Annotated in this window: 24 protein-coding genes; 19 read left to right on the forward strand and 5 right to left on the reverse strand. The window is 75.3% G+C overall.

The window, feature by feature from the left end; translation table 11 throughout:
- Positions 1-14: 14 nt before the first annotated feature.
- Positions 15-755, forward strand: a complete 741-nt coding sequence (locus K329_RS0121995) for a hypothetical protein (RefSeq protein ID WP_028474726.1) — start codon at positions 15-17, stop codon at positions 753-755.
- 309 nt (positions 756-1,064) lie between these two features.
- Here the strand turns inward: K329_RS0121995 and K329_RS0122000 are convergent, their stop codons facing one another.
- The 4 genes from K329_RS0122000 to K329_RS0122015 are packed head-to-tail and all read right to left on the reverse strand — an operon-like array spanning position 1,065 to position 4,401.
- Positions 1,065-1,871 carry an HAD family hydrolase gene (locus tag K329_RS0122000; protein ID WP_028474727.1) on the reverse strand — a complete coding sequence of 269 codons (807 nt, stop codon included), beginning with the start codon at positions 1,869-1,871 and terminating at the stop codon, positions 1,065-1,067.
- Positions 1,872-1,931: 60 nt separating this feature from the next.
- The gene (locus K329_RS28770; protein WP_043644402.1) at positions 1,932-2,279 is read right to left on the reverse strand and encodes a hypothetical protein; all 348 of its coding nucleotides are present in this window, start codon (positions 2,277-2,279) and stop codon (positions 1,932-1,934) included.
- Between the two features lie 38 nt (positions 2,280-2,317).
- Positions 2,318-3,700 carry an alpha/beta hydrolase family protein gene (locus tag K329_RS30000; protein WP_028474728.1) on the reverse strand — a complete coding sequence of 461 codons (1,383 nt, stop codon included), beginning with the start codon at positions 3,698-3,700 and terminating at the stop codon, positions 2,318-2,320.
- Positions 3,700-4,401, reverse strand: coding sequence for a hypothetical protein (locus K329_RS0122015; protein ID WP_028474729.1), 702 nt, complete (start codon positions 4,399-4,401; stop codon positions 3,700-3,702). Before K329_RS0122015 ends, K329_RS30000 begins: the two co-directional genes overlap by 1 nt.
- Positions 4,402-4,684: 283 nt before the next feature.
- Here K329_RS0122015 and ssd point away from each other — a divergent pair, with 283 nt between their 5' ends.
- The 7 genes from ssd (at position 4,685) to K329_RS28795 (ending at position 9,764) form a co-directional block, all read left to right on the forward strand.
- Complete coding sequence (gene ssd / locus K329_RS28780) at positions 4,685-5,734, forward strand: septum site-determining protein Ssd (protein WP_245596649.1); 1,050 nt, start codon at positions 4,685-4,687, stop codon at positions 5,732-5,734.
- Positions 5,731-6,906, forward strand: coding sequence for a TadA family conjugal transfer-associated ATPase (locus tag K329_RS0122025; RefSeq protein ID WP_028474730.1), 1,176 nt, complete (start codon positions 5,731-5,733; stop codon positions 6,904-6,906). The genes ssd and K329_RS0122025 overlap by 4 nt, the downstream gene beginning before the upstream one ends.
- A complete protein-coding gene (locus K329_RS28785) occupies positions 6,903-7,718 on the forward strand; it encodes a type II secretion system F family protein (RefSeq protein WP_052337222.1) in 816 nt (271 codons plus the stop codon). Before K329_RS0122025 ends, K329_RS28785 begins: the two co-directional genes overlap by 4 nt.
- Positions 7,715-8,461 (forward strand): type II secretion system F family protein, encoded by a 747-nt coding sequence (locus K329_RS0122035; RefSeq protein WP_028474731.1) that lies wholly within the window; start codon positions 7,715-7,717, stop codon positions 8,459-8,461. Before K329_RS28785 ends, K329_RS0122035 begins: the two co-directional genes overlap by 4 nt.
- 153 nt (positions 8,462-8,614) lie before the next feature.
- Entirely contained in the window at positions 8,615-8,854 is a 240-nt protein-coding gene (locus tag K329_RS0122040) for a DUF4244 domain-containing protein (RefSeq protein WP_245596650.1), read from the forward strand.
- Positions 8,855-8,934: 80 nt separating this feature from the next.
- The gene (locus tag K329_RS28790) at positions 8,935-9,264 is read left to right on the forward strand and encodes a TadE family type IV pilus minor pilin (protein WP_245596651.1); all 330 of its coding nucleotides are present in this window, start codon (positions 8,935-8,937) and stop codon (positions 9,262-9,264) included.
- Positions 9,261-9,764, forward strand: coding sequence for an Rv3654c family TadE-like protein (locus K329_RS28795; RefSeq protein ID WP_084541507.1), 504 nt, complete (start codon positions 9,261-9,263; stop codon positions 9,762-9,764). Before K329_RS28790 ends, K329_RS28795 begins: the two co-directional genes overlap by 4 nt.
- A gap of 166 nt (positions 9,765-9,930) precedes the next feature.
- Here K329_RS28795 and K329_RS0122055 read toward each other — a convergent pair whose 3' ends face one another.
- Complete coding sequence (locus K329_RS0122055; protein WP_245596687.1) at positions 9,931-12,204, reverse strand: DEAD/DEAH box helicase; 2,274 nt, start codon at positions 12,202-12,204, stop codon at positions 9,931-9,933.
- 324 nt (positions 12,205-12,528) lie between these two features.
- Between K329_RS0122055 and K329_RS0122060 the strand changes: the two genes are divergently transcribed.
- From K329_RS0122060 to pstB, 11 genes are all read left to right on the forward strand, one after another.
- The gene (locus K329_RS0122060) at positions 12,529-12,876 is read left to right on the forward strand and encodes an STAS domain-containing protein (RefSeq protein ID WP_028474735.1); all 348 of its coding nucleotides are present in this window, start codon (positions 12,529-12,531) and stop codon (positions 12,874-12,876) included.
- A 170-nt stretch (positions 12,877-13,046) separates the two neighbouring features.
- Complete coding sequence (locus K329_RS31350) at positions 13,047-13,202, forward strand: hypothetical protein (RefSeq protein ID WP_169721626.1); 156 nt, start codon at positions 13,047-13,049, stop codon at positions 13,200-13,202.
- A 58-nt stretch (positions 13,203-13,260) separates the two neighbouring features.
- Entirely contained in the window at positions 13,261-13,611 is a 351-nt protein-coding gene (locus K329_RS0122070) for a metal-sensitive transcriptional regulator (protein WP_052337338.1), read from the forward strand.
- 86 nt (positions 13,612-13,697) lie between these two features.
- Positions 13,698-13,904 (forward strand): heavy-metal-associated domain-containing protein, encoded by a 207-nt coding sequence (locus K329_RS0122075; RefSeq protein WP_028474737.1) that lies wholly within the window; start codon positions 13,698-13,700, stop codon positions 13,902-13,904.
- A 40-nt stretch (positions 13,905-13,944) separates the two neighbouring features.
- Positions 13,945-14,118, forward strand: coding sequence for a hypothetical protein (locus tag K329_RS28800; protein ID WP_157571872.1), 174 nt, complete (start codon positions 13,945-13,947; stop codon positions 14,116-14,118).
- Positions 14,115-16,412 carry a heavy metal translocating P-type ATPase gene (locus K329_RS0122085; protein ID WP_028474738.1) on the forward strand — a complete coding sequence of 766 codons (2,298 nt, stop codon included), beginning with the start codon at positions 14,115-14,117 and terminating at the stop codon, positions 16,410-16,412. The genes K329_RS28800 and K329_RS0122085 overlap by 4 nt, the downstream gene beginning before the upstream one ends.
- A 34-nt stretch (positions 16,413-16,446) precedes the next feature.
- A complete protein-coding gene (locus K329_RS0122090) occupies positions 16,447-17,328 on the forward strand; it encodes an NUDIX hydrolase (protein ID WP_028474739.1) in 882 nt (293 codons plus the stop codon).
- Between the two features lie 245 nt (positions 17,329-17,573).
- Complete coding sequence (gene pstS / locus K329_RS0122095) at positions 17,574-18,683, forward strand: phosphate ABC transporter substrate-binding protein PstS (RefSeq protein WP_028474740.1); 1,110 nt, start codon at positions 17,574-17,576, stop codon at positions 18,681-18,683.
- Between the two features lie 95 nt (positions 18,684-18,778).
- Entirely contained in the window at positions 18,779-19,753 is a 975-nt protein-coding gene (pstC, locus tag K329_RS0122100; protein ID WP_028474741.1) for a phosphate ABC transporter permease subunit PstC, read from the forward strand.
- A complete protein-coding gene (gene pstA / locus K329_RS0122105; RefSeq protein ID WP_028474742.1) occupies positions 19,750-20,829 on the forward strand; it encodes a phosphate ABC transporter permease PstA in 1,080 nt (359 codons plus the stop codon). Before pstC ends, pstA begins: the two co-directional genes overlap by 4 nt.
- Positions 20,830-20,856: 27 nt before the next feature.
- The gene (gene pstB, locus K329_RS0122110; RefSeq protein ID WP_028474743.1) at positions 20,857-21,636 is read left to right on the forward strand and encodes a phosphate ABC transporter ATP-binding protein PstB; all 780 of its coding nucleotides are present in this window, start codon (positions 20,857-20,859) and stop codon (positions 21,634-21,636) included.

The following is a 21,636-nucleotide window of genomic DNA, read 5'->3' on the forward strand; positions in this document are numbered from 1 at the left end:
GGTAGCCTGCGCGCGTGCCCCCCTCCACCGACCCGCTCGCCCACCTCGTCGCCCTCGAGGGGGTCGGCTCGGCGTACGCCGCCGCCCGCGACGGCATCGACGTCATGCTCCGCGACCGCGGGCTGCGTCGTACGTCGCCCGAGACCACCGCCGAGTCGCTCCTGCGCGGGGCGCACGCGAGCGCGGTGCTCGAGGGCTCGGCCGCCACCCTCGCGCAGGTGCGCGAGGGCGAGGGCGACGAGATCGCGCAGGACGCGGTGCGGCTCTCGACCGAGATGCTCGGGCTGGCGCCCCAGGTGAACCGCTCGCCGCTCCAGGTCTTCGCGCGGCTCCACGCCCTGGCCGCGAACGGCAGCCTGCCCGCCGAGCGGCTGGGCCGTCCCCGCGACGCCGAGTCCGCCGCGCGCCTGCGGGGGGTCGCCGACATCCTCCTCACCTCCACCGAGGTGCCGGCCCTGGTGGTGGCGGCCGTCGTCCACGCCGAGCTGGCCGTGTCGGCGCCCTTCGGCTCCCACAACGGCATCGTCGCCCGCGCCGCCGAGCGTCTCGTGCTCGTCGCGCGCGGTGTCGACGAGAAGTCGCTGGTCGTGCCGGAGGCGGGCCACCTCGCCCTGCGGCCCCAGTACGAGTCGAACCTGCGCGGCTACCGCAGCGGGTCCGTCGCGGGCGTGCACTCCTGGGTCCTGTACGGCGCGGAGGCCTTCGCCGCCGGAGCCGAGGCGAGCCCGCTCCGTCGGGGCGCCGACGAGGCCTGACGGGGCCGCCGCTCCGTGCGCGACGGGCGACGGGCGACCGCACAGCGAACGGCACCCGGAATCGCGTAGATCCGGGTGCCGTCGCTGACACGTCACACCGATGGCTACCAAGCGTGCACCTGGTTGCTGCCGCGGGTGGGTCCCGATGGCAGGCGCCCTCTTCGAGAGGGTAGATCGCCGCGTGGGTACCCGGTGTGGCGTGAAGTCTGGAGTTGTCTGACCCCTGTTCTACGCCTGTGACGTGGGTCACGCAAGAGGGTCGGTGCGGCCGGGCGTGTCGCCCACCGTGCGGGTCCCGGGAGGGCTGTCTCAGGCCGTCCGGCGACGCCGACGCGTCTGCGCCCAGACGAGGCCGCCGACCGTCAGGGCCCCGCCCACGGCGAGCGCGGCGAGCGTCGGGGTGGCGGGGGCGAGGCGGCTGCGCAGCGCGACCGGGCGGTCGAACACGAGCACCGGCCACTCGTTGGCGACGGCGATGCGGCGCAGGTCGCGGTCGGGGTTCACGGCGTACGGGTGTCCCACGGCCTCGAGCATCGGGACGTCGGTCACCGAGTCGGAGTAGGCGAACGACTGGTCGAGGTCGTAGCCCCGCTCGGCGGCCAGCGACCGGATCGCGTTGGCCTTCTCCTCGGCGTACGCGTAGTAGGCGATCTCGCCCGTGTAGCGGCCGTCCTCCTCGACGAGGCGGGTCGCCACGACGTGGTCGGCGCCCAGCATCGCGCCGATCGGCTCCACCACCTCCGAGCCCGAGGTCGACACGATCACCACGTCGCGCCCCGCGAGCCGGTGCTCCTCGATGAGGGAGACGGCCTCGTCGTACACGAGCGGGTCGACGATGTTGTGGAGCGTGTCGGCGACGATCTCGCGCACCGTGCCGACGTCCCAGCCGGCGGTGAGCGCGGAGAGGAACTGCCGCATCTTCTCCATCTGGTCGTGGTCGGCGCCGCCCACGAGGTAGACGAACTGGGCGTAGGCCGAGCGCAGCACCGCACGCCGGGAGATCAGGCCGCCGGCCTGGAAGGGCTTGCTGAAGGCGAGCGTGCTCGACTTCGCGATGATCGTCTTGTCGAGGTCGAAGAAGGCCGCGGAGCGGCCGGCGGGCGCGCTGCCGGGCATACGGCCAGGATAGGGGGCGGACGGTCCGGGTCGGCCCGGCCGCGTGTCGCGGGGGCCAGGTCAGTCGCCGTACCGCTCGTGCAGCTCGGCCCCGGAGGGCCGCGGGCGGAAGCCGAACAGGGTGGGGGTGACGGTGCTGCCGTCGGGCAGCCGCCCGACCGTGTAGACGGCCACGCGGGCGCCGTCGCGACCCAGCACCCGACCCACGGCGGCGAGCACGGGCTCGAGGTCGCCGGGCTCGGCGAGGTCGACGAAGCCGCGCAGCGACCCGCCGCCGCTCGCGTCCGTGCGGTAGGGCAGCTCGGCGGCCCGCACGCCGTCGAGGCGCCGCACGGCGTCGAGCAGCTCCGCCTCGACCTGCTCCGGCGGCCGGCCGGACCCGCCGAGGAGACGGGTCAGCCAGCCCACGGGGTGCTCCTGGGGTGCCTCACCGGGCCATTGTCGCGTCACCCGCCCCGCGGCACGCGCGAGATCGTCACGTCGACCGCCGTCGCCGACCCGTGCGGACCGACCAGGAACGGCGCCATCGACGGGTCGCCCTGGTAGGCGCGGAGGCGCTCGCCCAGCGGCGTGTCGGACCCCAGCGCGTCGTGGACCGTGCGGATGTAGGCCTCGTGGCTGTGGTTCGTGACGGGGTCGGTGAGCGCGCCGGGGCTCGGCAGCTCGACCTGCTGCCCGAGGTGCGGCAGGCCGCCCGGGCGCCAGCCCTCGAGGTCGGTGCGCGGCACCAGGTCGTTCGTGTGGCCCATCTGGAGCACGTTCACGCCCTCCACCCGCAGGTGGTCGACGGGGGCGCCGTACGTGACCATGTTGGTGACGTTGAAGCGCTCCCGGAACGCCGCGTCGGTGGCCAGGTGGCCGGTGATCATGCCGCCCTGGGAGTGCCCGACCATCAGCACCGGCGCGCCGGGCGGGATGCCCGCGTTCTCCATCGCGAGCCGCACGCTCTCGGCGGCCGCGGTGGGCTGTCCGGCCATCAGCTGCACGTTGGCGGTGAGGTCGCGCGGCCAGGCGCCGGCGGCGGGGCTCCAGGTCTCGGTGCCGGGCACGGCCACGATGTACGCCGGGGTGCCCGAGCCGTTGTCGACGCGGGTGATGCGCACCTCGCCGGTGCTGTCGCCCGACGCCGCGGTGTAGGCGTCGGTGACGCCCTGCATGATCGTGTCGAGGCTGCGGGGCTGCTCGAGCGCGGGGCGGCCGACGAGCCCGGTGTCGCTGGCGGGCACGGCGACCGGGGCCCCGGCGTGGCCCGGGCCCTCCGCGAACCAGGCCTTGTCCTGGCCCGTCCAGAGGTTGACCCCGACGCCGACCGCGGAGCCGACGGTGGTGATCGCGCTGGCGGCGATCGCGGAGACTGACCAGTCGCGCTGCCCCGTGACGACGTCGAGGATCTTGGCCTGCACGTCCGTCGCCGCGCCCAGGAGCCGCCCGAGCGCGGCGCCGCCGGCGGAGAGCCGGTCGCCGATCCAGGCCCCGACCCTCGCGAGGAGGCCGGGCTCGGCCGCGCCCGGCACGGTCCCGCCCGTGCCGCCGACGCCACCCGGGCCCGTGGCGCCGGTCTCGCCCGAGACGGTGCTCTGGGCGTCCGCCTCGGCGCGCAGCCGTACGGCGAGCTCCGAGAGGTGCTCGGCCACGAGCACGAGCTGGGGGCGCTGGGTGAACGACCACTCGCCGCGCACGCGCTCGGCGTCGGACCCCCACCAGTCGAAGCCCTCGAGCACGGCGTCGAGGCGGCTCGCCAGCTCGGTGATCGTCGTGGCGCCGTCGGACATCGTCTGGGCGGCGGCGAGGCCGCCCTCCGTGTCCATCCCGTGGGTGAGCACGCTCATCAGGCCGCTCCCGCCCCGCGCAGCACGCCGACGAGGTGGTCGAGCGCGCCGGCCACGTCCCACTGCAGCGTGGCGGCCAGGGCGCCGGGCACCTCGGAGGCGACGACCGTGGATCCGTCGGGCCCCGCGGTGACGGCGTACAGCTCGTCGTCGGTCACCAGCCAGGAACGCAGGGTGAGGGCCTCGGGGAGCCCGGGGCCGGCAGGGCGCAGGAGCGCCCGCAGCGCCGGGGGCAGCGCGGCCGGGTCGTCGGGGAAGCGGGTGCCGACCGTGATCGTCACGGCGTGCCGGCAGGCCTCGACGAAGTCCGCCGGCGGGGTGTGCTGGTCCGCCGGGCGACTGATCGCGGGCGCCGCCCGCAGGTGGGGCACGTCGGGCAGGAGCCGCCGCACCGTCGGCCAGAGGTCGGCGGCGGCGAAGGTCGAGGTGGTGGGGTCCGGTACGTCGGCGTGCGCCCCGGGTGCGGTGTCGCTCCCGGTTGCGTCGGCGGTGTCGTGAGCGGTGCCGTCGGCGGTTGCGTCGGCCGGCACCGGCGTGCGCAGGGTGCCGCGGCTGCCGACGAGCGCCAGGTCGCTGCGGGTCGTGGTGGCGCCGGTGGTGACCGCGACCCGGACGACGACCTGGGGAGCGACCGGTCGGGTGACCGGTGGGCCGGCCGGTGGGCCCACCGGTGGTGCGGGGTGGTTCTCGGGCTCGGGCATGGCGGCACCTTTCTGCGGTGGCTCCCCACAGTGGCCGTTCGCGGGGCCCACCGGCAGGTGGAAGGTTCCGGCCTGCGCGGGCGGGCCGCTTCTCGTCCCCAGGCCGCCCGGGCGGCTCCGTCGTCCCCAGGGCGCGCGCGGCCCCGACGAGGCGGGGACGGGCACGGGGAGCGTGGTCGCCATGAGTGCCGCCCCGAGACGAGTACGCCGCCGACCCGCCCCCGGGACACCGGGAGGCCCCGGGCCCGACGACCCGGGAGGTGGCGCCCCACCGCTGCTGGTGGTGGGGGACGCACTGCTCCGCGACGAGCTGCTCGCCCTCGCGGCCGCCGCGGGGGTCAGCCCACGGGTGAGCGCCGGCGGTGTGGAGGCGCTCGCCGCCTGGGGGCGGGCGCCCCTCGTGCTCGTCGGTGCCGAGTCCGCGCACGACCTCGCCGCGTTGCGACCGCCCCGACGCCGCGGGGTGCACGTCGTCACCTGGCCCGCGCCGCCGGACGACCTCTACCGGGCGGCCGTGCGCCTCGGCGCCGACGACGTGCTGCCCCTGCCCGGCGCCACCGAGGTGGTGGTCGAGCTGCTGGGCGGGCTCGACGAGGCCCGCCAGCGGGGCCGGGTCGTGGGAGTGCTCGGGGGGAGCGGCGGCGCCGGCGCGACGACGCTGGCCTGCGCGCTGGGGCAGGTGGCCGCGCTCGAGGGTCCGGCGGTCGTGGTCGATGCCGACCCGTGGGGTCCGGGGGCCGACCGGGTGCTGGGGCTCGAGGCCACCGACGGCGTGCGCTGGGAGGCGCTGCTCGACACCGCCGGCCGGCTCGGTGCGCGGGCGCTGCGGGAGTCGCTGCCGCAGCGAGGCGACCTGGGCGTCCTCGCCTGGGGCGGCCCGCCCGTGGCGCTGCCCGCGTCCGCCGCCCGGGAGACGCTGGCCGCGGCCTCGCGCGGCCACCGCACGGTCGTCCTCGACCTGCCCCGCCGGTTCGGCGCCGACGTCGACGAGCTCGTCGCCCGCTGCGACCTGGTGGTCGTGCCGGTGGCGCCCACCCTGGGCGGGCTGGCCTCGGCCGCCCGCACGGTGGCCGGGCTGGGCGACCGCACGACGGTCGGCCTCCTGCTGCGCGGGCGCGGGCCGGGCGCCGAGGCGACGGCCGCCGCGGTGGGCGCGCCGGTGCTCGCCGAGCTGCCCGACCAGCGGCGGGTGGCCGAGGCCGCCCGGCTGGGGGTCGGGCCCGTGCGGCCCCGGGGCGCGCTGCTCCACGCCGCTCTCACCGTGCTCGCCATCCTGGCGGACGTGGCCCGGGCCGACGACCGGTCGACCGAGCGCGGTCGGGGCGCGGCGTGAGTGCCGCCGAGCGCCTGGCGGTGGCCCCGCTGCTCGACGTCGTCCGTGCGCGGCTGGCCGACGAGCCCGGCCAGCTCACGCCCCACCGGGTCGCGGTCGCCCTGCGCGAGGCCGGTCGGCCGGTCGGTGACGCGACGGTGCTCGCCGTCCACGAGCAGCTCCGGCGCGAGGTGCTCGGGGCCGGGCCCCTCGACCCGCTCCTGCGGCTGCCGGGCGTGACGGACGTGCTCGTCAACGGTCCCGACGCCGTCTACGTCGACACCGGCGACGGCCTCCGGCTCACCGAGGTCGGCTTCGACGACGACGCGGGCGTCCGACGCCTCGCCCAGCGCCTCGCCGCGCAGGCCGGTCGCCGGCTCGACGACGCGGTGCCGTACGTCGACGCGCGGCTGCCCGACGGCACGCGGTTCCACGCCGTCCTCGCCCCGGTGGCCCGGCCCGGCACGCTGCTGAGCCTGCGCGTCCCGGGGCGCCGGCGCCTGGACCTCGACGACCTCCTGGCCGCCCGGGCCGTGACCCCCGCCGGCGCCCGGCTCCTCGCCCGGGTGGTCGAGCGCCGCCTGGCGTTCCTCGTCAGCGGCGGCACGGGCTCGGGCAAGACCACCCTGCTCGGGGCGCTGCTCGGGCTCGTGCCCGGCCACGAGCGCATGGTGCTGGTCGAGGACGCGAGCGAGCTGCGGCCCGACCACCCGCACGTGGTCGCGCTGGAGGCGCGGCCCGCCAACGTCGAGGGCGCGGGCGAGGTCCCGTTGCGGACGCTGGTGCGGCAGGCGCTGCGGATGCGCCCCGACCGGCTCGTCGTCGGCGAGGTGCGCGGCGCCGAGGTGGTCGACCTGCTGGCCGCCCTCAACACGGGCCACGAGGGCGGCTGCGGCACGCTGCACGCGAACAGCGCGTCCGACGTCGTCGCCCGGGTCGAGGCCCTGGCCCAGGCCGCCGGGCTGCCGCGGGAGGCCGCCCACAGCCAGATGGCGGCGGCGCTCGACGTCGTGCTCCACCTCGGCCGCGGCTCCGACGGACGGCGGATGCTCACCGAGGTCGCCGTGCTCGGCCGCCGCGACGACGGCCTGGTCGTGGCGGAGCCCGCGGTCGCGGTCGACGACGACGGTCGCCTGCGGGACCGCGGGGGTGCCGACCGGCTCGCCGACCTCCTCGACGGGAGCCGCTCGTGAGCCCGGCGGCGGTGGCCGCCCTCGCCGCGGCGGCCGCGGTGGTCCTGCTGCACCGGCCGGCTCCCGACGCTGCCCTGGCCGGGCCACCGGGTGCCGCCGTACGACGGGGCCTCGGCGCCCGGGCCCCGCGTCGTACCGACACCCTCGTCCTGGGCGCCGCGGTGGCCGGGGCAGTCGTGCTGCTCGACGGCACCGTCCTCGTGGTGACCCTCGTCGTCGGCGCGGCCGCGCTGGGCGGGCGCGCGCTCCTGCGCCGCCGTCGGGCCGCGGCCGCCGCGGCGGCGAACCGCGACCGGGTGCTGGCGCTGTGCGACCTGGTCGCCGCCGAGCTGCGCGCGGGCCGCCCGCCGTCGTCGGCGCTCACCACCGCCGCCCGGGAGTGGCCGCAGGTCGACGCGGTCCGACGGGCCGACGCGCTGGGGGCCGACGTCGTGACGGCGTGGCGGCAGCTCGCCGACCAGCCGGGAGCCGGCGACCTGCGGCTGGTGGCTGCCGCGTGGCAGGTCACGCGCCGTACGGGAGCCGGCCTCGCGGAGGCCCTCACCCGGGTCGCGGGGCTCGCCCGGGCCACGCAGGCCACCCGCCGCGTCGTCGCCTCCGAGCTGGCCTCGGCCCGCGCCACGGCGCGCCTGATGGCAGGGCTGCCCGTGGTCGCGCTGCTCATGGGCGGGGCGACCGGCGGCAACCCCTGGCACTTCCTGCTCGCCACCCCGCTCGGCCTGGCCTGCCTCGCGGGCGGGCTCGCGTGCGGCTTCGCCGGCCTGTGGTGGATCGAGGCGATCGCCGACGACGTCACGCGGTCCGCCGGATGAGCGCCGCGGTCCTGGTGGCCACCGTCGCCGCCGTCGCCGCCGTCCTCCTCGCGCTGCCGCCGGGGCCCGTCCGTCCCGGGACCGCCGCACGGACCCGGCGGGGGGAGGGGAGCGGTCCGCCCGGGGCCGCCCCGACCGACCGGGTCCAGCGCTTCGCCCCGCTGTGGGCCGCGTGTGCCTGCGTCGGCACCGCGTCGTTCGTGTCGGGCCGCGGTGGCTGGGTGGCCGGCCTGGTCGTCGGTGCGCTGCTGTGGGTGCTCGTGCGCCGCTCCGAGCCGGCGTCGGTGCGCCGGCGCCGGGAGCGGGTCCGCCGCGACCTGCCGGCGTTCGTCGAGCTGTACGCCGCCGCCCTGGCCTCCGGGGCCGCGCCGGGCACCGCCCTGACCGTGGTGTGCGACGCCCTGCCGGGCGCGGCCGCCGACGACCTCGCGCCCGTCGCCGCTCGGCTCGCACTGGGGCTCGACCCCGACGAGGTCTGGCGCCGCCTCATGGCGGAGAGCCCCGAGCTCGCCCCGCTGGGCCGCGTCATGGTGCGCTCCCACGAGGCCGGGGTGGCCGTCACCACCGCCGTTCTCGACCTCGCCGACGAGCTGGCGGCGAGCGGTCGGGCGGCGGTGGAGGACCGGGCCCGCACCGTCGGGGTCCGTGCCGCCGTGCCGCTCGGCGTCTGCCTCCTCCCCGCCTTCCTCCTGCTCGGCATCGTGCCGCTGGTCGCCGCGGCCGTGGACGGCATCCGGTGGTGACGCCCGCGCCGGGCGGGCCGCTCCCCGTCCCCAGTGCGGGCCGCCCGCAGGCGCCTCCACAGCCGTCCGTCGGACCGCCCCACGGGGCCTCGGCGGCCACGAGAGTCGACCTGCCGCCCGAGGTGGGCGGGACCACGAAGAAGGAGACAGCTGATGGACACCACGATGGAGAAGACGATGCAGGAGCCGACGGGGAAGTCGATGACCCGCCGGCGCGCCTGGTGGGGCGGCCGCCGCGACCAGCGGGGCATCACGACCGCGGAGTACGCCGTCGGCACCGCGGCGGGCGCGGGCCTCGCCGGGCTGGCCTACCAGCTGCTGACGGGCGGTCTCGGCAACGAGATGCTCAGCTCGATGTTCGACCACGTGCTCGGCCTGCTGGGGATCGGCTGATGGCCGGGCGCCGGTCGGCCGCGGCCACTCCGGCCACCCCGGCCGGCCGGCGCCGTGCCCGGCGCTCGCAGCGGGGGGCCGTGACCGCTGAGACCGTGATGGTCCTGCCGGTGCTCGTCGCCGTGACGATCGGGCTCTGCTGGCTCCTCGCCCTGGGCATCGACCAGGCGCGGGTGGTCGACGCGGCGCGGGAGACCGCCCGTTCCCTGGCCCGCGACGACCCCCGTGCGACGGCCGTCGCCGCCGGTGCCCGGGTCGCGCCCGAGGGAGCCTCGATCGAGGCGTCCGCCACCGACGAGGTCGTCACGGTCACGGTGACCGCGCGGGTCGACGGTCCGGGGGGCCTGTTCGACTGGGCCCCGAGCGTGGCGCTCACCGCGACCGCCACGGCCCAGCGGGAGCAGCAGTGACCCCCGACCGCACCCGGTGCGTCCGCGACCGGCGTCGGCGTCGCCGCTCCGCGTGGTGCCGCTGGTGCCACGTCGACCACCGCACCCGCTCCCACCGGCGCGACGGTGGGAGCGGACGGGCCGGGCCCGACGGGCGCGACGGGCGCGACGGGCAGCGCGGTGCTGCCACCGTGCTCGCGGTCGGACTCGTCGGGGTGCTCCTCACCGTCACGCTCGTCGTGGCCGCCGGCATCGCGCTGGTCGTCGACCACCGTCGGGCGCAGGCGGCCGCCGACCTGGCCGCTCTCGCCGGTGCGCAGGCGCTCGCGCCGGGTGACGGCGGCGGCTCGGCGTGCGGGGCGGCGGGCTCGACCGCCGGCGCCAACGGCGCCCGCCTCGTCGCGTGCACCGTCGTCGGGCGCGACGTCCGGGTGCGCGTCGAGGTCGACGGACCGGACGTCGCCGGTCTCGGCGCCTCCCTGGTCGCCGAGGCCCGCGCCGGCCCGGCGAACCCGCGGTGAGCCGCCTCCCGCTGGGCCTCCGCCGAGTGGCGGTCCTGACGTACCGGGTGCGTCGGAAGCTCCACGCCGTGCGGCGCCGAGCCGGGTCGAGCCGGGGTGCTGAAGGTCCTGACGTACCGGGTGCGTCGGAACCCCCCCCCGCGGTACGGATCGGTCCCGGCGCCGCTCAGGGCGCGTGCTGCAGCAGGACGTCGAGCAGCTGCACCGCGGCGGCCTTGTCGAGCGGGTTGTTCTGGTTGCCGCACTTCGGGGACTGCACGCACGACGGACAGCCCTCCGGGCACGCGCAGGCCACGATGGTCTCGCGGGTCGCGCGCAGCCAGGCGCCGGCCGCGCCGTACCCCCGCTCGGCGAAGCCGGCACCCCCCGGGTGGCCGTCGTAGACGAAGACGGTGAGCACGCCGGTGTCGGGGTGCACGACGGTCGAGACGCCCCCGATGTCCCACCGGTCGCAGGTCGCGAAGAGGGGCAGCAGCCCGATCGAGCAGTGCTCCGCCGCGTGGGCGGCGCCCGGCAGGTCGGCCGGGTCGATGCCGCTCGTCGCGAGCGCCGCGTCGGGCACCGTCCACCAGACGGCGGAGGTGCGCAGGGTGCGGGCCGGGAGGTCGAGCGGCTGCTCGCCCATGACCTCCCCGCCGGGCTCGCGGCGGCGCAGGAACCCGACCACCTGGTGGCTCACGTCGACGGTGCCGAGCGCGAGCCCGCACTCGCCCCAGGTCGTCGCCGTCTGCTCCTCGACCACCCGGATCTCGGTCACCTCGCGGGCGGAGGTCGAGTACGGCGGGTCGGCCCGCCGCATCATCGCCACGTGGTCGTCGAGCGACAGCTCGTCGACGAGCCAGGTCTCGCCCCGGTGCACGTAGACCGCCCCGGTGTGCACGCTGCCGTGGGCCCGGCCGGCGTCGACCGTGCCGACCACCCGGCCCGTGGTCTGCTCCACGAGCTGCACGGCCTGGCCACCGGTGGAGCGGAGGTCGGCGAGGTCGCTGGCGCGTCGCCGGTCGGTCCAGAACCACCCCGCCGTGCGACGGCGCAGCAGCCCGGCGGCCACCAGGCCGTCGACGACCGACGCCGTCGTGGGCCCGAACAGGTCGAGCTCGTCGACGGTCAGCGGGATCTCGGCGGCGGCGGCGCACAGGTGGGGCGCGAGCACGTACGGGTTCGACGGGTCGAACACCGTGGCCTCCACCGGGGCGCCGAAGAGGGCGTCGGGGTGGGTCACCAGGTAGGTGTCGAGCGGGTCGTCGCGCGCCACGAGCAGGCCGAGGGCGTCCTGACCCGCTCGACCGGCACGCCCCACCTGCTGCCACAGGGCGGCCCGGGTGCCGGGGAATCCCGCGACCAGCACCGCGTCGAGGCCCGCCACGTCGATGCCCAGCTCGAGGGCGTTCGTGGCCGCCAGGCCCAGCAGGCTGCCGTCGCGCAACGAGCGCTCGATCTCGCGGCGCTCCTCGGGCAGGTAGCCGCCGCGGTAGGCCGCCACCCGGGAGCCCAGCGACGGGTCGACCTCGCGCAGCAGCTCGGCCGCCGTCAGCGCCACGTGCTCGGCGCCCCGTCGCGACCGCACGAACGCGAGCGTGCGCACGCCGTCGCTCACCAGGTCGGCGAGCAGGTCGGCCGCCTCCGAGGACGCGGCGCGACGCACGGCGGCGCCGTTCTCCCCGTCGTACGACGTCAGCGGCGGCTGCCACAGCCCGACCGCCACCTGCCCGCGCGGCGAGGCGTCGTCGGTGACGGCGTCGACCTCCAGGCCGGTGAGCCGGGCGGCGGTGTCGGCGGGGGACGCCGCCGTCGCGGAGGCCAGGACGAAGACGGGGGACGCGCCGTACCGCGCCGCGACCCTCCGCAGCCGTCGCAGCACCTGGGCCACGTGGGCGCCGAAGACGCCGCGGTAATGGTGGCACTCGTCGACCACGACGTAGCGCAGCGACTTCCAGAACGACGCCCAGCGGGCGTGGCCGGGCAGCAGCGAGTGGTGGAGCATGTCGGGGTTCGTGAGCAGGTACTCCGCGTGGTCGCGCGTCCAGTCCCGCAGCTCGGGCGGGCTGTCGCCGTCGTGGGTCGTGGCCCGGACACCGGTGGCCAGGGCCGTCAGGCCCGCCAGCTGGTCGGCGGCGAGCGCCTTCGTCGGCGCGAGGTAGATCGCGGTGGCGCCCCGCTCGCCCCGCCGGCCCCGGGCCGCGAGGATCGTCGAGAGCGCCGGCAGCTGGTAGGCGAGCGACTTGCCCGACGCCGTGCCGGTGGCCACCACCACGTGACGGCCCGCGTGGACGAGGTCGGCCGCCCACGCCTGGTGGGCCCAGGGCTCCCGCACGCCGGTCCGCTCGTAGGCCGCCCGCACGTCGGCGTGCGCCCAGGTCGGCCACGGTGCCGTCGTGGCCTCCCGGGCGGGCAGCAGCTCGACATGGCGCAGTCGCTCCACGCGCTCGCCGCCTCCCACGAGCCGCGCCAGGCGTTCGGGGAGCGCCGCGACGTCGACGGAGCCCTCCGCGGGTCGACCCGCCGGACGGCCCAGGGGCCGGGCGTCGGACGCGGGGGACGGGCTCACCCCGTGAGTGTGCCAAGGACCGCCGACACCGGGCTCCGTGGCCCGCGGCCGAGGCCGCCGGCCGGCCCGTCGACCGGGCCGTGTCATGACGGTGGTCGCACATTGCGGGTACTGCCTGCGCGTGCGGGGGTGAGCGTGGTTTGATATGCCCGGCACGTTCGGGGGACGTGCCGGCGAGCACACCCGATGAGCACACCCCGTGCCTGAGGAGACGACGTGGACCTGACTCTTGCGACCAGCGAGGCCGATGGCAAGACCATCGTCGCTGTCGGTGGCGAGATCGACGTCTACACGGCACCTCGGCTCCGCGACCGCATCACGGAGCTCGTGGCCTCCGGCACCTTCGACCTCGTGATCGACATGGAGGCCGTGGAGTTTCTCGACTCCACCGGTCTGGGCGTGCTGGTCGGCGGCCTCAAGAAGGTCCGCGCCCACAACGGCTCGCTCCAGCTGATCTGCAGCCAGGACCGCCTGCTCAAGATCTTCCGCATCACGGGCCTCGCCAAGGTCTTCGTGATCCACGACTCGCTCGCTTCCGCGGTCTCGCCCGCGGACGCCTCCTGAGCCCCGTCACCCCGGGCCCCGCCCGTACGACGCGATCGGGCGCCGCTTCCTGACGCGACACCCGTGACGTCGTCGATATGGGTGGTTTATCCCAGGTCCGCGTTTCCCGTGACCACCGGTAGGGCACTCTGATCTGCGGGGGTCAGACGGCGAGGATGCGAGGAGGGTGCGTGAACGACCAGTTCGACGTGACCCTCGAAGACAGCGTCCTCCTCACGGAGGTCGAGCTGACGACCAACCTGATGGTGGCCGCGAGCCAGTCCGACGGCCCCCTCTCCCTTGACGAGATCGACCGCATCCTCGGTCTCGGCGCCCGCTCCTCCTGACGTCCCCTCGGCACGACCGAGGTTGAACCCCATACCCCTGGGGGGTATGTTCGGCGGCATGGCTGAGACGACCCCCGACGCGCAGCGTGCCCCGGAGCCCTCCGAGGGCTCCGTCCCCGAGCCGGAGCACCACCACGGCTACATCGGGCACAAGGACGACATCCTGCGGCGGCTGCGCCGCATCGAGGGCCAGTCCCGCGGCCTCCAGCGGATGGTCGAGGACGAGAAGTACTGCATCGACATCCTCACGCAGGTCTCCGCCATGACGAAGGCCCTCCACGCCGTCTCCCTCACGCTCCTCGGCGACCACCTCACGCACTGCGTCGCCGACGCGGCACGCCAGGGCGGCGACGAGGCGGACCTCAAGGTCCAGGAGGCCGTCGACGCGATCGGCCGCCTCGTCCGCTGACCGCGGGTCCCCGCCGGCCAGCACCCAGCCCGCAGCCCCCTAGAGCCCACCCGCCGCCCGCCGCGGCGTACCGAAGGAGAGCACCCATGAGCCACACCGAGACCTACACCGTCACCGGCATGACCTGCGGCCACTGCGCGGCGTCCGTGCGCGAGGAGATCAGCGAGATCGCCGGCGTCGAGGGCGTCGAGGTCGTCGTCGACAGCGGCGCCGTCACCGTGACCAGCGGTGCACCCCTCGAGCGCTCGGCCGTCGACGCCGCCGTCGCCGAGGCGGGCTACGCGCTCGTCTGACCCGTCCACCCGCCCGCCCCCTCGTCCGGAGGTGCTCCTCGTGCGTGACTCGCTCCGCGTCGTCCTCTACGTCGCCGCGCTCGTCGTCGTCCTCGTGGCGGCGTACGGCGTCGGCACGCGCTTCGACCCCGTCGACCCCGCGCCCGCGCCGGCCCACGGCTCCGGCACGGGTGGCGGCGACGCGTCCCACGACGAGCACGGGGGAGACCGATGAGCACGCCCACCGACGCCGCGCCGGCGCCCGTCACCGCCGAGGTCGAGCTCGCGCTCACCGGCATGACCTGCGCGTCCTGCGCGAACCGCATCGAGCGCAAGCTCAACAAGCTCGACGGCGTCGTCGCCACCGTGAACTACGCGACCGAGAAGGCCCGGGTCACCTACCCCGCGACGCTCGCCCCGGCCTCCCTGGTCGAGACCGTCGAGCAGGCGGGGTACGGCGCAGCGCTGCCCGCACCGCCGCCGGCCCCCGGCGCCGAGGGCCCGGGCGACGACGCCGCTGGCTCCGGGGGCGACGACGTCGACCCCGAGGTCACCGCCCTGCGCCAGCGCCTCCTCGTCAGCGCCCTGCTGAGCCTGCCCGTGGTGGTGCTCGCGATGGTGCCGCCGTTCCAGTTCGACCATTGGCAGTGGGCGAGCCTCACCCTCGCGGCGCCCGTCGTCGTGTGGGGCGCGTGGCCGTTCCACCGCGCGGCCCTCGTCAACGCCCGGCACGGCGCGGCGACGATGGACACGCTCGTCTCCGTCGGGGTGACGGCCGCGTTCACGTGGTCGCTCTACGCCCTCTTCCTCGGCACCGCCGGCACGCCCGGCATGACCCACCCGTTCGAGCTGACCATCGAGCGCAGCGACGGCGCCGGCAACATCTACCTCGAGGCCGCGGTCGCGATCACGACCTTCCTCCTCGGGGGCCGCTACTTCGAGAAGCGCGCCAAGCGCCAGGCCGGGGCGGCGCTGCGCGCGCTGCTCGACCTCGGGGCCAAGCAGGTCGCGCTCCTCGTGCCCGACCCGGCCGCGCCGGGGGGCGAGCGCGAGGAGCTCGTGCCCGCCGAGCGGCTGGTCGTCGGCAGCCGCTTCGTCGTGCGCCCCGGGGAGACCGTCGCCACCGACGGGGTCGTCGAGAGCGGTACGTCGGCGGTCGACGCGTCGATGCTGACGGGGGAGTCCGTGCCCGTCGAGGTCGCTCCGGACGACGCGGTGGTCGGCGCGACCACCAACGTGGGCGGGCGCCTCGTCGTCCGCGCCACCCGCGTCGGTGCCGACACCCAGCTCGCGCGCATGGCCCGTCTCGTCGAGGACGCCCAGACCGGCAAGGCGGAGGTCCAGCGCCTCGCCGACCGCATCTCCGGGGTCTTCGTGCCCGTCGTCATCGCGATCGCCGTGGCCACCCTCGGCTTCTGGCTCGGCACCGGCTCGGGGGCGGGCGCGGCGTTCACCGCCGCGGTCGCGGTGCTGATCATCGCCTGCCCGTGTGCGCTCGGCCTGGCGACGCCGACCGCGCTGCTCGTCGGCACCGGCCGCGGCGCCCAGCTGGGCATCCTCATCAAGGGTCCCGAGGTGCTGGAGTCGACCCGTCGCGTCGACGTGGTCGTGCTCGACAAGACCGGCACCGTCACCACCGGTGCGATGGCGCTGCTCGACGTCGTCGCCGCCCCCGGGGTGGCCGTGTCCGACGTACGACGCCGCGCGGCCGCCGTCGAGGCCGCCTCCGAGCACCCGGTCGCCCGCGCCGTCGTCGCGGGGGCCGAGGGCGACGTGCCCCCGGTCGCCGCGTTCGCGAACGTGCCCGGCCGCGGCGTGCGCGGGGAGGTCGAGGGCACGCTCGTGCTCGCCGGCCGCCCGTCGCTGCTGGCTGACGAGGGGTGGCACCTGCCCGCCGATGTGGCCGACGCCGTCGAGGCCGCGCAGGCGCAGGGCCGCACCGCCGTGGTCGTCGGCTGGGAGGGCGCCGCCCGCGGTGTGCTGGTGGTCGCCGACACCGTCAAGCCGTCGTCCGCCGAGGCCGTCGAGCGACTGCGGGGTCTCGGGCTCCGCCCCGTCCTCCTCACCGGTGACCACCGCCGTGCCGCGGTCGCGATCGCGGCCGAGGTGGGCATCGACGAGGCTGACGTCGTGGCCGACGTGCTGCCCGAGGAGAAGGTCGAGGTGGTCCGCCGCCTGCAGGCCGAGGGCCACAGCGTGGCCATGGTCGGCGACGGCGTGAACGACGCCGCCGCGCTCGCGCAGGCCGACCTCGGCCTCGCGATGGGCACCGGCACCGACGTCGCCATCGAGGCGAGCGAGCTGACGCTGGTGCGGGGCGACCTGCTCGTCGCGCCCGACGCGGTGCGCCTGGCCCGCCGTACGCTCCGCACGATCAAGGTCAACCTGTTCTGGGCCTTCGCCTACAACGTCGCCGCGATCCCGCTGGCCGCCGCCGGCCTGCTCAACCCGATGATCGCGGGCGCGGCGATGGCGGCCTCGTCGGTGCTGGTCGTCAGCAACAGCCTGCGGCTGCGCCGGTTCCGCTGACCGTCGGGCCGTCCGGCGGTGTGAGGATGGGGCCATGCAGCCACCCCTGCGTCCCGTGGTCCGCGCCGCCGGAGCCGTCGTCACCCGTCCGGGCCGCGAGGTGCTCCTGGTCCACCGGCCCCGGTACGACGACTGGTCCTTCCCCAAGGGCAAGGTCGACCCCGGCGAGCACGTGGTGGCGGCCGCGGTGCGCGAGGTCGCGGAGGAGACGGGCCTGCGGGTGCGCCTCGGCGTGCCGCTGACGGGCCAGCGCTACCCGGTGACGGGCCGGTCCGGGCCGCGCGACAAGACGGTCGCCTACTGGTCGGCCCGCGTGCTCGGCGACGACGACGTCACCGGCTACACGGCCGAGGACGAGATCGACGAGGTCGCGTGGGTCGCGTGGGCCGACGCACCGGCGCGGCTGACCTACGACTACGACCGCGCCACCCTCGCGGAGGCGCTGGGCGTCCCCCGCCGTACGCACCCGCTCGTCGTCCTGCGCCACGGCGACACCCACCCACGGTCGCGCTGGCGCGAGGACGACCGCCTCCGCCCGCTCGACGAGGCCGGCCACGACCAGGCGCGCCGCTGGGTCCCGCTGCTGGCGGCGTACGGCGTGGAGCGTGTCGTCACCTCGCCGAGCACCCGTTGCGTCCAGAGCGTGCAGGCGTACGTCGACGCGACCGCCCACCACCCGGAGCTGCCCGACGCGCTGAGCGAGGAGGGGGCCGACGCCGCGGGGGTACGGCGCGTGGTCGCCGCCCTGCTGCACGACGCCCCGCGGACCTCGAGCGTGCTGTGCACCCACCGGCCGGTGCTGCCGCTCGTGTGGGAGGCGCTGGGCCTGCCGCCGCGGGAGCTGGCCAAGGGCGAGGCGCTCGTCGTGCACCACCGCAAGGGCGTCGTGGTCGCGACGGAGCTGCAGGCCGTCTGACCTGGTCGCATGTGAGTCCTCGCTCATCGGCGGGCAAGGCCCCAACCACTCATTTCAGTGTGACCCCGGTCATGCCGTCAAGGGCCTTGCGCCCGCGTTCACCTGATCGTCCCTGCCTGCCCGCCTGATCGTGGCCGGTTCGGTCAGTGGTGTTCACCGGTCGTTCACTGACGCCGATCAATCCGTACACCGACGCTCCTTACGTTCCGTGGGTCAGTTCATCCGTAGACATCAGGAGACACGCAGTGAAGCGCAGTTCCTACCGCCGGTACCTCGTGCCCGGTGTGGCCGCCCTGGCCCTCACCCTGTCCGCCTGTGGCGCCGGCAACGAGGACTCGGGCTCCGACGCCGACGTGCCCGCCGGCACCGAGGAGCTCTCCGGCACGCTCAACGGCGCGGGCGCCTCCTCGCAGGAGTCCGTGCAGAACGTGTGGCGCGCCAACTTCCAGGGCTCCGCGCCCGACGTGACGGTCAACTACGACCCGGTCGGCTCGGGTGGCGGCCGCGAGCAGTTCATCGAGGGCGGCGTCGCCTTCGCCGGCTCGGACGCCTACCTCGACGACGACGAGGGCCAGCTGACCGACGCGACCGAGCGCTGCAGCGGCACCTCCCCGATCGAGATTCCGGCCTACGTCGCGCCGATCGCGATCGCCTACAACCTCGAGGGCGTCGACGACCTCCAGCTCTCCGCCACGACCATCTCGGGCATCTTCAACAACGAGATCACCACGTGGAACGACCCGGCCATCGCCGCGGACAACCCGGACGCCGAGCTGCCGTCCGACACGATCAACCCCGTCTACCGCGGTGACGCGTCGGGCACGAGCGAGAACTTCACCGAGTACCTCGCCGCCGTCGGCGAGTGGCCCCACGAGCCCTCCGACGAGTGGCCCGCCACCGGCGAGGCCGCGACCGGCACCTCCGGCGTCATCGAGGTCGTCGGCGGCACCGCCGGCAGCATCGGCTACGCGGACGGCGCCCAGGTCGAGGAGGCCGGTCTGTCGACCGTCTCCGTCGCGGTGGGCGACGAGTTCGTCGCGCCGACCCCCGAGGCCGCGGGCGCCATCCTGACGGCGTCCACGCCCGTCGAGGGCCGTGACGAGGTCGACCTCGCCGTCGACATCGACCACACGACCACCGAGGCGGGCGTCTACCCGATCGTCCTCGCGTCGTACCTGATCGCGTGCCAGACCTACGAGGACCAGGAGCAGGCCGACCTCGTCAAGGGCTACCTCTCCTACATCCTCTCGGAGGACGGCCAGGAGGCCGGCGCGAACGACGCCGGTGCCGCGCCGCTCCCCGAGGACCTGCGCAGCCAGGCGGCCGACATCGTCGACGCCATCACGGTCGGCTGACGACCGTCACAACGGAACAGCTCGTCTGCCGCTCGGCGGTGCGCCTCGTGCGCACCGCCGAGCGGCGGCGTCCGAACCAGGAAGTGTGAACCCACGTGTCCTCTACCGACACCGCCAAGCCGAGGCCCCCGAAGGGTGAGCCGCCGGTCAAGCGTCGCTCGCCCGAGCGGCCGGGCGACAAGATCTTCAAGGGACTGTCGTTCGGCGCGGCCATGATCATCCTCGTCGCGCTCGCGGGCGTGGCGATCTTCCTCACCGTGGAGGGCATCCCGGGGCTCGGTGCCTCGGGCGGCGCCGTCGCGGGCGAGGCGAACTTCCTGGTCTACGCGGGCCGGCTGGTCTACGGCACGCTGCTCGCGGCCGTCATCGCGCTCATCGTGGCCACGCCGCTGTCGATCGGCATGGCGCTGGTGATCTCCCACTACGCGCCCCGTCGCCTGGCGACGCCGCTCGGCTACATGATCGACCTGCTGGCCGCCGTGCCCAGCGTCGTCTACGGCCTCTGGGGCATCCTCTTCTTCGGCCGGTTCATGGGTGACATCTACGTGTGGCTCGAGGCCAACCTCGGCTTCATCCCGCTGTTCTCCGGCCCGGCCGCCACGGGCGGCCGCACCATCCTGACCGCCGGCCTCGTGCTGGCGCTGATGGTCATCCCGATCATCACCGCGATCTGCCGCGAGATCTTCGCGCAGACGCCGACGCTCCACCAGGAGGCGGCGCTCGCCCTCGGGGCGACGCGCTGGGAGATGATCCGCTACGCGGTCTTCCCCTACGCCAAGTCGGGCATGGTCTCGGCCACGATGCTCGGCCTCGGCCGTGCGCTCGGCGAGACCATGGCGGTCGCCATGGTGCTCTCCGCCAGCGGCACCGGCGTCATGACGCTCAACCTCATCACCACCCAGAACCCGAACACCATCGCGGCCAACATCGCGCGCTCGTTCCCCGAGGCCACGGGCCTCTCGGTCAACGTGCTCATCGCGTCCGGCCTCGTGCTGTTCCTCATCACCTTCGCGGTCAACTTCGCGGCACGCGCCATCGTCGCCCGCAGCGGGAAGAGGCTCAACGCATGACCACGCTCGAGAAGAACCCCACGCCCACCGAGAGCGACCTGCTGCCGCTCACCGGGCCGCGGCTGCCGACGTACGCCCCGGCGCTCGTCGCCGTGGCCGCCCTCGCCCTCGGCGGGGTGCTCTGGCTGGTGCTCGGCTCCAGCGTCGCGCTCTCCGCCTTCGTGGCCGCCGTCGTCTTCGTCGTCGCGCTGCCGAGCTGGTCGCGCGCCGTCGAGGGCTCGCGCAGCGCCGTCGACCGGCTCGTGGCCGCACTCGTCTGGGTCGCGCTGCTCTTCGCCTTCGTGCCCCTGGTCTCGCTGCTGTGGACGCTGCTCGACAAGGGTCTGCCGGCGCTGTCGCCCGAGTTCTTCACGTTCTCGATGCGCAGCGTCTTCGGCGACGCGCAGGGCGGCATCTACCACGCGCTCGTCGGCACGGTGCTGATCACGCTGGCAGCCACGCTCATCTCGGTGCCGATCGGCATCTTCACGGCCATCTACCTGGTCGAGTACGGCGCGGGCAACCGCGTCGCCAAGACGATCACGTTCCTCGTCGACGTGATGACGGGCATCCCGTCCATCGTCGCCGGCCTCTTCGCCTACGCGCTGTTCGTGCTCTTCTTCGGGCCCGGCGTCCGGATGGGCTTCGGTGGCGCGGTCGCGCTGTCGATCCTCATGATCCCGGTCGTCGTGCGCTCGACGGAGGAGATGCTGAAGCTGGTGCCCGACGAGCTGCGCGAGGCGGCGTACGCGCTCGGCGTGCCCAAGTGGCGCACGATCACCAAGGTCGTGCTTCCGACGTCGATGAGTGGCATCGTGACGGGCGTGACCCTCGCGATCGCCCGCGTCATCGGTGAGACGGCCCCGCTGCTGATCATCGCGGGCAAGACCGACTCGGTGAACTTCAACCTCTTCGACGAGCGCATGGCGACGCTGCCGGTGTTCATCTACTACAGCTACACGCAGCCCGGCATCCCGGCGGCGCCGGGCTACGAGCGGGCCTGGGGCGCTGCCCTCGTCCTCATCGCCATCGTGATGATCCTGAACGTGCTGGCGCGGCTCATCGGCAAGGCGTTCGCCCCCAAGACCGGCCGCTGACGCGGCGAGAGAAGGAAAAGACACACCATGGCCAAGAGCATCGACGTCTCCGACCTCGACATCTACTACGGCGACTTCCTCGCCGTGCAGGGCGTCAACATGACCATCCGGGCGCGCGCCGTCACCGCGTTCATCGGCCCCTCGGGCTGCGGCAAGTCGACCTTCCTCCGGTCGCTGAACCGCATGCACGAGGTCATCCCCGGCGCCCGCGTCGAGGGCAAGGTGCTGGTCGACGGGCAGTCGCTCTACGAGCCCGGCGTCGACCCCGTCGCCGTGCGCCGCCAGATCGGCATGGTCTTCCAGCGCCCCAACCCGTTCCCCACGATGTCGATCTACGACAACGTGCTCGCGGGCAACCGGCTCAACTCGAAGAAGCTGAAGAAGTCGGCCGCCGACGACATCGTCGAGAAGTCGCTCAAGGGCGCGAACCTCTGGAACGAGGTCAAGGACCGCCTCGGCAAGCCCGGCATGGGCCTCTCCGGCGGTCAGCAGCAGCGCCTCTGCATCGCCCGCGCGATCGCGGTGGAGCCGCAGGTGCTGCTGATGGACGAGCCCTGCTCGGCCCTCGACCCCATCTCCACCGCCGCGATCGAGGACCTGATCCACGACCTCAAGTCGCAGTACACGATCGTGATCGTCACCCACAACATGCAGCAGGCGGCGCGCGTCTCCGACGACACCGGCTTCTTCAACCTCAAGGGTGCCGGCCAGCCGGGCCACCTGGTCGAGTTCAACCCGACCGAGAAGGTGTTCGCCAACCCGGACAACGACTCCACCGAGGCCTACATCTCCGGCCGCTTCGGCTGA

Source organism: Nocardioides alkalitolerans DSM 16699 (assembly GCF_000426525.1).
Taxonomy (GTDB): domain Bacteria; phylum Actinomycetota; class Actinomycetes; order Propionibacteriales; family Nocardioidaceae; genus Nocardioides; species Nocardioides alkalitolerans.

Coding starts and splice junctions, on each gene's coding strand:
- pstB (WP_028474743.1), top strand. CDS start 20,857: ATGGCCAAGAGCATCGACGTCTCCGACCTCGACATCTACTACGGCGAC.
- K329_RS0122085 (WP_028474738.1), top strand. CDS start 14,115: ATGAGCACGCCCACCGACGCCGCGCCGGCGCCCGTCACCGCCGAGGTC.
- K329_RS0122070 (WP_052337338.1), top strand. CDS start 13,261: ATGGCTGAGACGACCCCCGACGCGCAGCGTGCCCCGGAGCCCTCCGAG.
- pstA (WP_028474742.1), top strand. CDS start 19,750: ATGACCACGCTCGAGAAGAACCCCACGCCCACCGAGAGCGACCTGCTG.
- K329_RS0122040 (WP_245596650.1), top strand. CDS start 8,615: ATGGACACCACGATGGAGAAGACGATGCAGGAGCCGACGGGGAAGTCG.
- K329_RS30000 (WP_028474728.1), bottom strand. CDS start 3,700: ATGAGCGTGCTCACCCACGGGATGGACACGGAGGGCGGCCTCGCCGCC.
- K329_RS0122000 (WP_028474727.1), bottom strand. CDS start 1,871: ATGCCCGGCAGCGCGCCCGCCGGCCGCTCCGCGGCCTTCTTCGACCTC.
- K329_RS0122090 (WP_028474739.1), top strand. CDS start 16,447: ATGCAGCCACCCCTGCGTCCCGTGGTCCGCGCCGCCGGAGCCGTCGTC.
- K329_RS0122075 (WP_028474737.1), top strand. CDS start 13,698: ATGAGCCACACCGAGACCTACACCGTCACCGGCATGACCTGCGGCCAC.
- K329_RS0122015 (WP_028474729.1), bottom strand. CDS start 4,401: ATGCCCGAGCCCGAGAACCACCCCGCACCACCGGTGGGCCCACCGGCC.
- K329_RS0122035 (WP_028474731.1), top strand. CDS start 7,715: ATGAGCGCCGCGGTCCTGGTGGCCACCGTCGCCGCCGTCGCCGCCGTC.